14 protein-coding genes are annotated in these 13,893 nt (G+C 64.1%); 8 read left to right on the top strand and 6 right to left on the bottom strand.

Features of this window, described 5'->3' with window-relative positions:
* Positions 1-90: 90 nt before the first annotated feature.
* From aroE to mpl, 6 genes are all read right to left on the bottom strand, one after another.
* Positions 91-906, bottom strand: a complete 816-nt coding sequence (gene aroE / locus E2K99_RS02280; protein ID WP_134221209.1) for a shikimate dehydrogenase — start codon at positions 904-906, stop codon at positions 91-93.
* 80 nt (positions 907-986) lie between these two features.
* Entirely contained in the window at positions 987-1,868 is an 882-nt protein-coding gene (gene tolA / locus E2K99_RS02275) for a cell envelope integrity protein TolA (RefSeq protein WP_134221208.1), read from the bottom strand.
* A gap of 55 nt (positions 1,869-1,923) precedes the next feature.
* Positions 1,924-4,056 carry an RNB domain-containing ribonuclease gene (locus E2K99_RS02270; protein WP_134221207.1) on the bottom strand — a complete coding sequence of 711 codons (2,133 nt, stop codon included), beginning with the start codon at positions 4,054-4,056 and terminating at the stop codon, positions 1,924-1,926.
* A gap of 6 nt (positions 4,057-4,062) precedes the next feature.
* On the bottom strand, positions 4,063-4,677 hold the full coding sequence (locus tag E2K99_RS02265) for a chorismate--pyruvate lyase family protein (RefSeq protein WP_134221206.1): 615 nt from the start codon (positions 4,675-4,677) through the stop codon (positions 4,063-4,065).
* Positions 4,677-5,267 carry a YqiA/YcfP family alpha/beta fold hydrolase gene (locus tag E2K99_RS02260; protein WP_134221205.1) on the bottom strand — a complete coding sequence of 197 codons (591 nt, stop codon included), beginning with the start codon at positions 5,265-5,267 and terminating at the stop codon, positions 4,677-4,679. Before E2K99_RS02260 ends, E2K99_RS02265 begins: the two co-directional genes overlap by 1 nt.
* Positions 5,264-6,646 (bottom strand): UDP-N-acetylmuramate:L-alanyl-gamma-D-glutamyl-meso-diaminopimelate ligase, encoded by a 1,383-nt coding sequence (gene mpl, locus E2K99_RS02255; protein WP_134221204.1) that lies wholly within the window; start codon positions 6,644-6,646, stop codon positions 5,264-5,266. The genes E2K99_RS02260 and mpl overlap by 4 nt, the downstream gene beginning before the upstream one ends.
* A gap of 66 nt (positions 6,647-6,712) precedes the next feature.
* Here mpl and E2K99_RS02250 point away from each other — a divergent pair, with 66 nt between their 5' ends.
* The 8 genes from E2K99_RS02250 (at position 6,713) to E2K99_RS02215 (ending at position 13,879) form a co-directional block, all read left to right on the top strand.
* The gene (locus E2K99_RS02250; RefSeq protein ID WP_134221203.1) at positions 6,713-7,354 is read left to right on the top strand and encodes a hypothetical protein; all 642 of its coding nucleotides are present in this window, start codon (positions 6,713-6,715) and stop codon (positions 7,352-7,354) included.
* 3 nt (positions 7,355-7,357) lie between these two features.
* Positions 7,358-7,879 carry a TlpA family protein disulfide reductase gene (locus tag E2K99_RS02245; RefSeq protein WP_121042612.1) on the top strand — a complete coding sequence of 174 codons (522 nt, stop codon included), beginning with the start codon at positions 7,358-7,360 and terminating at the stop codon, positions 7,877-7,879.
* A 131-nt stretch (positions 7,880-8,010) separates the two neighbouring features.
* Positions 8,011-8,448: a type II 3-dehydroquinate dehydratase gene (aroQ, locus tag E2K99_RS02240; protein ID WP_088756245.1), complete on the top strand. Its 438-nt coding sequence runs from the start codon at positions 8,011-8,013 to the stop codon at positions 8,446-8,448.
* Positions 8,449-8,571: 123 nt separating this feature from the next.
* Complete coding sequence (accB, locus tag E2K99_RS02235) at positions 8,572-9,045, top strand: acetyl-CoA carboxylase biotin carboxyl carrier protein (protein ID WP_121042608.1); 474 nt, start codon at positions 8,572-8,574, stop codon at positions 9,043-9,045.
* Between the two features lie 117 nt (positions 9,046-9,162).
* Complete coding sequence (gene accC, locus E2K99_RS02230) at positions 9,163-10,542, top strand: acetyl-CoA carboxylase biotin carboxylase subunit (RefSeq protein ID WP_134221202.1); 1,380 nt, start codon at positions 9,163-9,165, stop codon at positions 10,540-10,542.
* Positions 10,543-10,599: 57 nt separating this feature from the next.
* Complete coding sequence (gene prmA / locus E2K99_RS02225; RefSeq protein WP_134221201.1) at positions 10,600-11,514, top strand: 50S ribosomal protein L11 methyltransferase; 915 nt, start codon at positions 10,600-10,602, stop codon at positions 11,512-11,514.
* Positions 11,515-11,517: 3 nt separating this feature from the next.
* Positions 11,518-12,807, top strand: a complete 1,290-nt coding sequence (locus E2K99_RS02220; RefSeq protein ID WP_134221200.1) for a DUF3426 domain-containing protein — start codon at positions 11,518-11,520, stop codon at positions 12,805-12,807.
* A gap of 136 nt (positions 12,808-12,943) precedes the next feature.
* Positions 12,944-13,879, top strand: coding sequence for a carbohydrate kinase family protein (locus E2K99_RS02215; RefSeq protein WP_134221199.1), 936 nt, complete (start codon positions 12,944-12,946; stop codon positions 13,877-13,879).
* The last annotated feature ends 14 nt before the right edge of the window (positions 13,880-13,893 follow it).

Here is a 13,893-nt window from a genome sequence, read left to right as displayed (position 1 = left end):
ACTCATGCACTCATACCGTCCTGCACTCCTGCGGTCCTCTACATCTGTGGAGGACTGCCGGCCTTTTGCTTGGTGCTTGGTGCTTAGTGCTTATTGCGACAACTGCTGGCGCAGGCTGGCAAACACCTCTGCGGTGGCGGGCCGCACGCCGCGCCACAGCTGGAAGGCTTCGGCGGCCTGCTCGACCAGCATGCCCAGGCCATCGCGCACGCTGGCCCCGTGTTGCTGGGCGCTCTGCATGAAGACCGTAGGCTGGCGGCCATACATCATGTCGTAGGCCAGGGTCTCGCTGCCATACACCGATACCGGCAGCGGCGGCAGATCGTCCGACAGGCTGGCCGAGGTAGCGTTGATGATGACATCGAACACGCCCTCCAGTTCGGCATAGGCCGCACTGCGTACCGGGCCGAATTCCCGGAACTGGCGCGCCAGTTCATCGGCCTTGGCTTGCGTGCGGTTGACGATCACCAGTTCGGCCGGCTGCTGTTGCAGCAGCGGCAGCAGCGCGCCACGCGAGGCACCGCCGGCGCCGAGCAACAGCACGCGACGGCCTGCCAGCGCCTGGCCGGCATTGACCATGATGTCGGTCACCAGGCCGGCACCATCCGTGTTGTCGCCGAGGATGCGGCCGCCTTCGAACTTGAGCGTATTGACCGCACCGGCCAGACGCGCGCGTTCGGTCAGTTGATCGGCCAGCGCATGCGCTTCCAGCTTGAAGGGAACGGTGACGTTGGCACCGCGTCCTCCGCGCCGCTGGAACACCTGCACCGCTGCCTTGAAACCGTGCAGCGGAACCAGCAGGCGATCGTAATGCAGCGACTGGCCGGTCTGGGCGGCGAACTGCGCATGGATCTCGGGCGACTTGCTGTGGGCAATCGGATTGCCGATGACGACGTATTCATCCATGGTGGTTTGCCTGCTCCCTCGTTATATGTTCTGACTGCTCTTTGCTGTTCTTGTATCGGACCGCTGCGCCGCTGGCGATATCAGCCGGCCCCCAGTTCTGCCTGCACGCCCTGGTCACGGGTGAAACGGAAGGTCACGATGACTTCCCACACATCATCCTTGCCGCTGGTGCGCATGTTCTCCGGAAAACGGCCGAACGGCACCGAGCGCCGCACGATGGCCACCGCCGCCTGGTCCAGCGCGGCATTGCCGGAACTGGTGCGCACCACCACCCCGCCATCGCGCTCGTAGATGCTGCCATCCTGGAATACCGGGATCACTACCAGCAGTTCACCGTAGAGCTTCTTGCCGTCGCGGGTCGGGAAGTTCAGGGTGCCGACCTTTTCTATCTTGTCCTGCAGCGCCTTGAAGTACTGGGCATAACCGACTTCGCGGGTGCTTGGCGTGATCTGGGTCTTCTTGGGGCGCTTGTTGTATTGCGCGATGTCCTTGGCCAGTTCGGCTTCCATGCGCGCCATGGCCTTGGCGGTTTCGGTCAGGTCGCGCGCGTTGGGCTGCGGCGTCTCGACCGGCTTCTGCTGCTCGGCGCTGGCCACGTGCTGGCGCGCCTCCTGCAACTGCGCCAGCATCTTGCGCTGCTGCTGTTCCAGTTCAGCCACCTTGCGCTGCGCGGCCTTGACGCTGTCACCGCTCTCCACGTGCTGCATGTCCGGCAGCGGCGATCGGGCGCGGCCGTCGTCGGCATTGCCGCCGCCATCCAGGTTGGCCTGCGCCAGCGCCTGAGCGTTGACCGGCTTCTTGTCATGCTTGGCGTTGACCAGGATGACTTCCAGTTCCGGATCGGACGGCTTGAAGCGGAAGGCGTCGGGCGCGGCGAAGTGCACGGCCAGCAGCAGGCCATGCACCAGCAGCGAGATTCCGAGCGCGACGCTCAGCAGACGATGTTGGGCAAACAGATTCACAGCAGACGGGGAGCAACGACGATATTCACAGCGCCAATTCTACGCCAGCACCGCGTCATTGCGCGGCTTGGGCCGACGGGTTTTCGTCGGCATCGGCGGCGTCGGGATGTCGCTCTTCCTGTGCATTTTCCTGTACGGAATCCTGTGCATCGTTCTGTACATTGTTCTGTACCGAATTTTGCTCGGCAGCGGCTTCCTCGCCCTGTTCTTCGCTGCCCATGGAGGCCATGCCTTCGAGCAACTCATCATCGTCTTCACCGAGATCGCTGGCCAGCGCCTGAGCCGCAGCGGCCGGCACTTCCAGCAGGCGCGCCTCCACGGTCAGGTCGACCTCGTCCCAGCGCAGCAGATCCAGCTTGACCTGCAGGCCGCGCGCCAGCTGCGGCAGGCCCGGCATGCGCAGCACCAGCGGGATCTCGACCAGGCGCAGGATTTCATCCTTGAGCACCACCGCTTCCACGGTACGGGCGTTTTCCTGCGCCAGCCAGCGCAGGCACCAGTAGCGTTCCATGGTCGACTGGAAATCGGCATAGCCGGAGTAAGCCGCATCGAAGCCCGAGACGATGGCGAAGAGATCGGCATCGCGCGGCTTGAAGGGCGCCACCAGCGGCGCGGTCACGCCGTGCTCGATGCAGGCCAGGATCTGCCACTGGTTGACCAGGTCGGTATAGCGGCGCAGCGGCGAGGTGCTCCAGGCATATTGATCCACGCCCAGGCCCTGGTGAGGCGCGGCGTGAGTGACCATGCGCACCTGCATCTTGGCGGCCCAGCCACCGGCCCCGCCGCCTTGTGCGCGGTAGATGCCCGGCACGCCGTGATCGGCCATGAGCTTGCCCCAGGTGCTGTTGGCGAAGATCATCAGCTCGGCCACGATCTTGTCCAGCGGCGCACCACGGCGGCGGCGCACGATGCTCACCACATCGTTCTCGACATAGAAATTGAAGTCGACGCGATTGTTCTGTTCCGGGCGCAGGCCGAAACTCTCGCGCTTGGCCATGCGGCCCTGTTCCAGCAATTGCACCCACTGCCACAGGAGCGCGATCTCTTCCTTGTGCGGATAGTCGCCGCGATTCTCGGCCAGCGCTTCCTCGGTGACCAGCTCGTCGAGGTCGTTGTGGCGCAGGTTGGCGGCGATCGGCACCAGCTCGGCGCGGGTCTCGGTGCCCAGCACTTCCCAGCTGGCTGCATCCAGCGTGGCATACAGCGACAGCGCAGGACGCGCAGCCCCGGCATCCAGCGTATAAGTGGCCACCAGGTCGTCCGGCAGCATGGTGATCTTTTCGCCCGGCATGTAGACGGTGGACATGCGCGCACGCGCAATCGCATCGATCGCATCGCCACGCTTGATGGCCAGACCCGGTGCGGCGATGTGGATGCCCACGCGCAGCTTGCCGTCCGGCAGGCGGGTGACCGACAGGGCATCATCGATCTCGGTGGTGGTCACGTCATCGATGGAGAAAGCCTGGACATCGGCCAGCGGCAGGTCGGTAGCCGCCGGCGGGATATCGATGGCCGGGAAGCCGGTGCCGCGCGGGAAGAATTCGTAGAGGAAACGCGCGTAATGTAGATCCTTGGGCGAGGCCACGCCACCGGCAGCCAGCATCAGGCGTTGCGGGGTGGTCTGCATTTCCTTGGCGGCGGCGTCCAGGGCCTTGAATTCGATGCCGTTCTTGTCCGGTTTGAAGAGCAGTTGCAGGGCGATGGGGCGGAAGGCTTCCGGCAGTTTGTGGGCCTTGAGTTCTTCCACATACACGGCCTGTGCGGCCAGTTGCTGCTTCTTCTTTTCCAGCCCGGCCAGGGCGGCCTGCAGCGAGGCTTGCGGGGCCGCCTTGTAGCGACCACGACCCTTCTTGTAGAAATAGATCGGCGCGCGATGCAGGCACAGCAGCAGGCCGGCCGCTTCCGGCGGCAGCGGGGCATGCCCGAAATACTCGGCGGCCAGGTCGGTGAAACCGAATTCTTCTTCGCCGGCCACTTCCCACAGGAAATCCAGGTCGACTTCATCAGCGATGGCCTGGGCCTGTTGCATCAGCTCCTGCGGCGCGGGGGCAGCGAATTGCAGCAGCGCATCGCGCGACTTGACTTTGGCGCGCTTGCCGGAGGCCATCTCGACTTGGTAGGACTCGCCCTGCTGGGTCATGATGGAGCCGGCCTTGAAATCGCCGGATTCTTCGAACAATAAATTCATCTGCTTCTATCGCTTTTCAATCGGTACGTGGGCCGGCAGCGGACGCATCAGCGCCTCCAGTGCCGGCAGGAAAACATCGGTGACCATCAGCACGCCGCCGCGCCGGGTAAACAGGGAGCGGCGCGCCAGCAAACTGGTCGGCAATTCGGACCCGGGCAAGGCCTGCGCGATGCGGCGCATCAGCGGGTGGCCGGCGGACAGCCGAGCATACTGGATGGGGCTGCGCCCGACCAGCGGATCAAAGAACAAGTTGGCCCCCAGTGGCGTGCTGCCGAGCTTGCTGAAAAAGGGCCAGTCAGACTTGACCGAGCTGGTCGACAGCACCGTATGGCCAAACACCACCGGCTGCCCGTCGCCCAGCAGGATGACATCGCGCTCCACCACCCGGCTACGGGGCGATATGCACAAGGCTTCATGCTCATCGGCCAGGATGCGGCCCGGGCGCTGGCGCAGCAGGCGCACGCTGAAGCTTTCGGTCCGTTTCTTCAATTTCAGGGTCATGGAACCGGGGTCGGCCAGCCAGGCGCGGGTGCGCCGCACCAGGTCGCCATCGGCCGCCAGCAGCGCCGCCAATGCCTGCGGATGCGCCATCCAGCGCGCCTTGCGGACAGCATGGGGCATCAGCGCACCGCCTTGCCGGGCAGGTCCACGCCGCAGAAGGCCAGCACCTCGTCGAGATGGTCGGCAAATTCGGCCATGCCATGGTCGCTGCCCTCGATGACGGTCTGGCGCGCGCCGGGGTAATGGGCCACCATCTCGCGCCAGTCCAGCACTTCGTCGCCGGTGGCAGCCAGCAGGAAATAGCGCTCCGGGCGCGTAATCGCCGGCACCGACAGGGCCAGCAGCTCGGCGATGTACTCGCGCTTGAATTCAAAGGTTTCGTCGGAGTGGTATTGCGTGGTCACGCCGACATAGGATTCCAGGTCACGCGGCGGCTTGACCGCCGGGTTGACCAGCACCGCCCGGCAGCCGGTGTGTTCGGCCAGCCAGGTGGCGTAGTAGCCGCCCAGCGACGAGCCGACCACGGTCAGCTGCGCCGGGTCCACCCCTGCCACCAGCGCACCGGCCAGGGCGATGGCCCCGGCCGGCGAGGCCGGCAGTTGCGGGCAGACGTACTGGTCCTGCAGGCCGAGGGCGGCCATGCGCTGTCCCATCACGCGCGCCTTGAAGGACTGCGGCGAGGAACGAAAGCCGTGCAGGTACAGGATCATGCCAGCGCGTCCAGCAGCTTCTGGTGTACGCCGCCGAAGCCGCCATTGCTCATCACCAGCACATGGTCGCCCGGCTGCGCGGCGGCCTTGACGGCTTGCACCAGCGCGTCGAGGTCGTGGAAGGCAGCGGCTTTCTGACCCAACGGGGCCAGCGCCTCGGCCAGGTCCCAGCCCAGCGCATCACGCCCGGACTGGGCGCCGAAACCGAAGACCAGGTCAGCATCAGTCAAGCTGCCCGGCAGAGCTTCTTTCATCGTGCCCAGCTTCATGGTGTTGGAGCGCGGCTCCAGCACGGCCAGGATGCGAGCGCTACCGACCTTCTTGCGCAGGCCGGCCACGGTGGTGGCGATGGCGGTCGGGTGATGGGCGAAATCGTCATAGACGGCCACGCCATTGGCGCTGCCGCGCAGCTCCATACGCCGCTTCACGCTCTGGAAAGCGCCCAATGCCTCGATGGCCTGGGCCGCCGGCACGCCTACGTGGCGGGCAGCGGCAATCGCGGCCAGGGCGTTCATGCGGTTATGTTCACCGGTCAGCGACCAGTCCACCGTACCTTGCGACTGGCCTTCAAAGAAGACCTCGAAACGGCCATCCTCATGGGTCTGCAGCGACCAGCCGGGCTGGTCGGCGGCTACGCCAAAATCTTCACGTTCGCTCCAGCAGCCGCGCGCCAGCACGCGCTGCAATGCGGCTTCACGGCCATTGACGATGACCCGGCCGAGCCCGGGCACGGTGCGCACCAGATGGTGGAATTGCGTCTCGATGGCCCCCAGATCGGGGAAGATGTCGGCGTGATCGTACTCAAGATTGTTCAGCACGGCGGTACGGCTGCGGTAGTGCACGAACTTGCTGCGCTTGTCGAAGAAGGCGGTGTCGTACTCGTCGGCCTCGATGACGAAGAAGGGCGACGGTCCCCCCTGGCCATCACTGCCCAGGCGTGCCGATATGCCGAAGTTCATCGGCACCCCGCCGATCAGGAAGCCCGGCTGGTAGCCCGCGTGTTCCAGCACCCAGGCCAGCATGGCCGAGGTGGTGGTCTTGCCATGCGTGCCGGCCACCGACAGGACCCACTTGTCCTGCAGGATGTTCTCGCCCATCCATTGCGGGCCGGAGACATAGGGCAGGCCGCGGTTGAGGATCTCCTCCATCAGCGGGTTGCCGCGCGAGACCACGTTGCCGATGACGAACAGATCCGGCTTGATCTCCACCTGCGACGGCTCGAAACCCTGGGTCAGGGTGATGCCCTGGGCTTCCAGCTGGGTGCTCATGGGGGGATAGACGTTGGCGTCGCAGCCGGTCACGGTATGGCCGGCCTCTTTGGCCAGCACGGCCAGGCCGCCCATGAAGGTGCCGCAGATGCCGAGGATGTGTATATGCATAGCGAATCTTGGGGTGTAATCCCGCGATTTTACCTGAGCCGGCGGCTGCACCTGCTAACGAGTATGATGTCGCCCATGTCTGAATTTGAATTCACCTCCCCCACCGAGCAGCTGCGTGCAGAAATCGCCGCCGCCGCCGCGCGCATGATCGCCGAAGATGGCGCCGACTACGGCAGCGCCAAGCGCAAGGCGGCCAAACAGATCCTGGGCAACCAGAAGGTGCGCGGCGAGATCATGCCGGATAACGAGCAGATCGAAGAAGAAGTCCGCATCTACAACGAACTCTTCTTTGCCGATACCCAGCCGGCGCGCCTGTTGCACCTGCGCCAGGTGGCCCTGCAGCTGATGCAGGACCTGCAGCAGTTCAATCCTTATATTACCGGCGCGGTGTGGAATGGCACGGCAGGTGAACATTCGGACATCCACCTGCAGCTGTTCTCGCCCAGCGCCAAGGATGTCGAGATTTTTCTTCTGAACAAGAATGTGAACTTCGAGGTCGGCGAAACCAGCCACTTCCGCACCGGCCAGACGGTGGAAACCCTGAGCTTCCTGCTGCCCCAGCGCGGTGCCGACCCCGAACTGGCCCATCTGGCCCTGTATGACGAAGACGACCTGCGCGGCAGCCTGCGTGCCGCCCCTGGCAAACGCCCCGAGCGCGGCGATGCGGCCGCGCTGGCGGCGCTCATCGATGCCCCCTCCGAGGACTGATTCATGACGAAACTGAAAAATGTGATCCTGTTGGCCGTGGTTGCGGTCGTTTGCGTGGGTGTTGGCGTCTATGCCAGCCATCGCGCCAACCCGCCCGCCTCCCCCGAGACCCAGGCGCTCAACAAGCTGCTGTCGCAATCGATGCCGGATGCCAGCGGCCAGACCCAATCGCTGGCGCAATACAAGGGCAAACCCCTGGTCCTGAACTTCTGGGCCACCTGGTGCGGCCCCTGCGTGGAAGAAATGCCCGAGCTGACGGCCTTGCAGCAGGAGATCGCGCCGGTGCAAATCCTCGGAATTGGCGTCGATAGTCAGGAAAATATCGCCAAGTTTGCGCAAAAGTACCAAATCCGCTATCCTCTCTTCGTTGCCGGAACCGGCGCCACCGATTTGCTGCGGCAATTCGGCAATCAGGCGGGCGGTCTTCCGTTCACCGCTCTGGTGGGCAAGGACGGCAACGTCAAAAAGGTCTACCTGGGCCGCATCAAGTTCGATGAACTGCGCGCCGACCTGTCACAGCTCTGAATCGCAGAGTCACTTGCAGGGCCACCTCGGCGGCCCGCAAACGCAAATCCGTGAAAAGAAAGTTTTTCTTGCCAAATGATGGCATTTGACGGCAAAATGCGCGCATCGTCGTCAAACGGAGCTTAATCTCCATGGCAAAACAGCTTCTCCTGCTCAATGGACCGAACCTCAATCTGCTCGGAACCCGGGAGCCGGAAGTCTACGGATCCACCACGCTGGCCGATATCGAACAGCGTGCACAAGAACAGGCCCGCGCCGCCGGCGCGACCCTGGCCACCTTCCAGAGCAACCACGAAGGTGCGCTGATCGACCGCATCCACCAGGCACGCCTGGAGGGGGTCGATGGCATCATCATCAACCCGGGTGGATTGACCCATACCAGCGTGGCCCTGCGCGATGCGCTGGCCGGGGTGGCGATCCCCTTCGTGGAATTGCATATCTCCAATGTGCACCAGCGCGAGGAGTTCCGGCATTTTTCCTATCTGTCCGGCATTGCCCGGGCAGTCCTGTGCGGCTTCGGGGTCGATGGCTATCGTATGGCCGTTGATTTCTGGCTGCGTCAATCCTGAGGGCGGACACGCCGCTTCGAACGGATCGCTTCACGTACTGCAAGACCCAGACTGAACCCGCCGGGCGCCACAGAGCGCCGGCGTTTCGTTTAACACTACTCATCTACATTCCGAGGGATTCAAATGGATTTACGAAAACTCAAGACGCTGATCGACCTGGTTGCTGAATCGGCCATCGAAGAGCTGGAAGTCACCGAAGGCGAAAGCAAGGTCCGCATCGTCAAGTCGTCCCCGAATGCCCAGAACCAGGTCGTGATGGTGCCGCAACAGCAAGCCTACGCTCCCGCCGCTGCCCCCGTGGCCGCGGCCGCCCCGGCTGCTGCTGCTCCCGCTGCCGCACCGGCGGCGCCGGCCGTGCCGGAAGGCTACATCGTCAAGTCGCCCATGGTCGGTACCTTCTACCGTTCCTCGGCACCGGGCGCACCGGCCTTCGTCGAAGTGGGCAAGGAAGTCAAGGAAGGCGATACCCTGTGTATCATCGAAGCCATGAAGCTGCTCAACGAAATCGACGCCGACAAGGGTGGCGTGGTCAAGCAGATCCTGGTGGAAAACGGCCAGGCCGTCGAGTTCGGCCAACCGCTGTTCGTGCTGGGCTGATTCCCGCCGCAGCAGTCCCTGGCCTGGCAGCAACGGCCGCCGCGCGGCACATGCCGGCTGCCGCGGCCCGGCTCCGGAACCTATAACGCTTGAACCTGGCGACGCCTCATTCCTGTTATGTTTGAAAAAATCCTCATCGCCAACCGTGGCGAAATTGCCCTGCGTATCCAGCGCGCCTGCCGCGAACTGGGTATCAAGACCGTGGTCGTGCACTCCGAGGCCGACCGCGAGGCCAAGTACGTGAAGCTGGCCGATGAGTCGGTCTGCATCGGCCCGGCCCCGTCGGCCCTGTCCTACCTGAACATGCCGGCCATCATCAGCGCCGCTGAAGTGACGGACGCCCAGGCGATCCACCCCGGCTACGGCTTCCTCTCGGAAAACGCCGATTTCGCCGAGCGCGTGGAACAGTCCGGCTTCGTCTTCATCGGCCCGCGCGCGGAAAACATCCGCATGATGGGTGACAAGGTCTCGGCCAAGCAGGCCATGATCCGCGCCGGCGTGCCCTGCGTGCCGGGTTCGGAAGGCGCGTTGCCGGACAACCCCAAGGAAATCGTCCAGATCGCCCGCAAGATCGGCTATCCGGTCATCATCAAGGCGGCCGGCGGCGGTGGTGGCCGTGGCATGCGCGTGGTGCATACCGAAGCCGCGCTGATCAATGCCGTGACCATGACCAAGACCGAAGCCGGTGCCGCCTTCGGCAATCCGGAAGTCTATATGGAGAAGTATCTGGAAAATCCGCGCCACGTGGAAATCCAGATCCTGGCCGACGAGCACAAGCAAGCCGTCTGGCTGGGCGAGCGCGACTGCTCCATGCAGCGCCGCCACCAGAAGGTGATCGAGGAAGCGCCAGCACCGGGCATCCCGCGCAAGATCATCGAGAAGATCGGCGAACGCTGCGCCGAAGCCTGCCGCAAGATGAACTATCGTGGCGCCGGTACCTTCGAGTTCCTTTACGAAAATGAAGAGTTCTACTTCATCGAGATGAACACCCGCGTGCAGGTGGAACACCCGGTGACCGAAATGATTACCGGTGTGGACATCGTGCAGGAACAGATCCGCATCGCCGCCGGCGAAAAGCTGCGTTACCGCCAGCGCGACATCGAACTGAAGGGTCACGCCATCGAGTGCCGCATCAACGCCGAGGATCCGTTCAAGTTCATCCCCTCGCCGGGCCGTATCACGGCGTGGCACGTGCCGGGTGGTCCTGGCATCCGCGTTGATTCGCATGCCTACTCGGGTTATTTCGTGCCGCCCAACTATGATTCCATGGTCGGCAAGGTGATTGCCTACGGTGCGACCCGCGAACAGGCCATCCGCCGCATGCAGATCGCCCTGTCGGAGATGGTGGTGGAAGGCATTTCGACCAATATCCCGCTGCACCGCGAGCTGATGGTGGATGCACGTTTCTTCGAAGGCGGAACCAATATCCATTATCTGGAACATAAGTTGTCGGAACGCCCGACGGCGCCGGAAGCGGACAAGTCCCTCAAGAAGTAAATCGCAGTTCAGCAGCAACAACAGTAATAACAGTAACGACAGCAAAGGCAGGCAAGCATGGCTTGGGTAGAAATCGTCATCGAAGTGGCGCGCGAACAGGCGGAAGCATTGTCCGACGCCCTGATGGACTCTGGCGCCCTCTCGGTGTCGGTGGAAGATGCCGATGAAGGGACGGACGCCGAGCGTCCGCTCTTCGGCGAACCCGGCATGGAGCCGGAAGAAGCCGCCTGGGACCGCAGCCGTGTGGTGGCGCTGGCCGGCAAGGATGCCGACCACGCCACCATCGTGATGGATGCGGCCAAGGCCATCGGCCTGGACTATGCCCTGCCCTTTGCCACGCGCACTGTGGAAGAGCAGGACTGGGTGCGCCTGACGCAATCCCAGTTCGAGCCCATCCACATCGGCCAGCGTATCTGGGTGGTACCCAGCTGGCACGAGGCACCGTCCGATCCGGACGCCCTGGTGCTGGAACTGGACCCGGGCCTGGCCTTCGGCACGGGCAGCCATCCGACCACCCGGCTGTGCATGGAGTGGCTGGAAGCCAATGCCACCCAGGCCCAAACCCTGCTGGACTACGGCTGCGGCTCGGGCATCCTGGCCCTGGTGGCGGCCAAGATCGGCGTGCCGCAGGTGATCGGGGTGGACATCGATCCGCAGGCGCTGGAGTCAGCCAAGCACAATACCGAACGCAACCACTGCAGCGCGACTTATTACCTGCCGGAACCCTTCGCCGCAGCCCACCCGGAAGGTGAGCGCTTCGACGTGGTGGTGGCCAACATCCTGGCCGGCCCCCTGCAGCTGATGGCCCCCATGCTGGCCGGCCGCGTGCGCGCCGGCGGTGCGCTGGTGCTCTCGGGCGTGCTGGATCGCCAGGCGCAAGAAGTCATCAACGCCTACGCGCCCTGGATCGCCCTGACCGTCTGGGCCGAACATGAAGGCTGGGTGGCCCTGGCAGGCCGCCTGCCGGAGTAATCCATGGCGTTGGCGACCCAGTGTCCGCACTGCCTGACCATCTTCAGGGTCGCCAGCGACCAGCTCAAACTGCGCGGCGGACTGGTCCGCTGCGGCAATTGCCGCCAGGTCTTCAACGGTAACGAATACCTGGTCGAGGCCAGCGTGGCCGACGGCCACTACCAACCGGCACCAGGCAGCAAAGCCCAGGCCGGGATGGCGACACCGGTGTTTGCGCCGGCACCTTCGTCCTCCTCCGTCCCGACGCCCCCCGCTAACAGCCCCTATGAACGAACTGGCGCGCCGCTGACGGCGCAACAGCCTCCCTTCGTTCCCCCTGCTCAAACGCCCGTCCCCGAGGTGAACGTTCCTGCGCCGCAGCCAATGTCGGCAGCCGCGCCCGTCCAGGCTGCTGTGCCGGCTCCCTTGCCTGCCGCCATCCCGGTCATTGCCGAGCCCAAGGTGTTCCGCTCGCCAACCAGTCCGGGCTACCTCCCGGATCTTGGTGCGAGCTTCAAACCCGCTGTGCCTGTGGACAAGACAAGTCCCGAGGATCAAGCCAGCAGCCCGATGCTGCCGCAAGAGGATGGCCCCGACAGCGGCGCGCTGCTGCGCCGCTCCTCGGCCGAGTCCGACGAGATTGCCGCGCCGCCCGAGGTGGCCGCGGTCTTCCGTATCGACGATGAGCCGGTGTTGCATGATGTGGCCGATGCCAAGGACGGTCTCCCCGGCGATGCCGAAAAATCCGACGCACAAGAAGCGGAAGCGGAAGACGACGAGCCCGCCGACGAACCCGGCTTCGTCAAGCGTGCCGAGCGCCGCGCTCGCATCAGCCAGGCCATGAAGATGGTGATGATGGTGCTGGCCGGCGTGATGGTGCCGATACTGCTGCTGCAATCGCTCTACTACTGGCGCAATCCGCTGGCCGCCTCCGTGCCGCAGCTGCGTCCCATGCTCAACGGCATGTGCGTGGCTTTCCATTGCACCGTGGGCCTGCCCACCGAGATCGAGCGCCTCTCGCTGGAATCCAACGAACTGCAGGTGGTGCCACCCAACCAGAATGTCTATGCGCTCTCGCTGGTGATGCGCAATCGCGGCACCAGCGCCCAGGCCTGGCCGCATATTGAACTTACGCTCAACAATGACGACGAGAAGGCAGTGGTGCGGCGCGTCTTCCGCCCGCGCGACTACCTGGCCGACCCGGCGCAGGTCGACCGTGGCATCGGGCCCGAGAGCGAGCAGCAGATCAAGCTCAACTTCGAGCTCAAGGATGCGCTGGTCTCGGGTTATCGCATCTATCTCTTCTATCCCTGACCCGGACTCATCCCGGCTGATCGTCGCCGATCATCACTGCCCGGCCTGAACTCGAAACGACTTGCATCAGGTTCGGACTGCACGCCGCTTTTCTTCTACAATGCGGCATCATTCACTCACTTGTCCCGACCACGCCATGAGCTCCCTGATCTGCGGTTCCCTCGCTTACGACAACATCATGCAATACGAGGGCCGTTTCGCTGAAGCCCTGCTGGCTGACCAGTTGCACAAGGTCAACGTCTCCTTCCTGGTGCCGACCATGCGCCGCGAGTTCGGCGGCTGTGCCGGCAACATCGCCTACAACCTCAAGCTGCTGGGTGGCGAACCGATCGTGATGGCCACCGTCGGCCTGGACAGCGCACCCTACATGGAGCGTTTTGCCGCCCTGGACATCTCGACCCGATGCGTGCGCCAGATCGAGTCCTCGTTCACCGCGCAGTGCTTCATCACCACCGACGCCGACAGCAACCAGATCACCGCCTTCCACCCGGGTGCCATGACCTGGTCGCACGAGAACAAGGTCGCTGACGCCGGTGCGGTCAAGTTCGCCATCGTCGCGCCCGATGGCCGTGACGGCATGCTGCAGCACGCACAGCAGGCGGCTGAACTGAAGATCCCGCTGATCTTCGATCCGGGCCAGGGCATGCCGATGTTCGATGGCAATGACCTCAAGAACTTCATCGATCTGGCGACCTATGTCGCGGTCAACGACTACGAAGCCGAACTGCTGACCGCGCGTACCGGGCTGTCGCTGGCGCAGATTGCTGAGCGCGTCACGGCCCTGGTGGTCACGCGCGGCGAACTGGGTGCCGACATCTTCGTGGACGGCAAGCACCACGCCATCCCCTGCGTGAAGGCCGACAAGATCGCCGATCCGACCGGCTGCGGCGATGCCTTCCGCGCCGGGATGCTGTTCGGCCTGACCGAAGGCTATGACTGGGAAACCACCGGCCGCCTGGCCAGCCTGATGGGTTCCATCAAGATCGCTTCGCAAGGTCCGCAGAACCATGCGCCGACCAAGGCGGAGATCGAAGAGCGCTTCCACAAGGCCTTCGGCTATCGCTTCGGCTGATGGGCTTCCCTGCC

Source organism: Herbaspirillum huttiense, assembly GCF_004367745.1.
Classification (GTDB): domain Bacteria; phylum Pseudomonadota; class Gammaproteobacteria; order Burkholderiales; family Burkholderiaceae_D; genus Herbaspirillum; species Herbaspirillum huttiense.
Note: the sequence above shows the minus strand (reverse complement) of the source record. Positions and strands in the feature narration are given on the sequence as shown.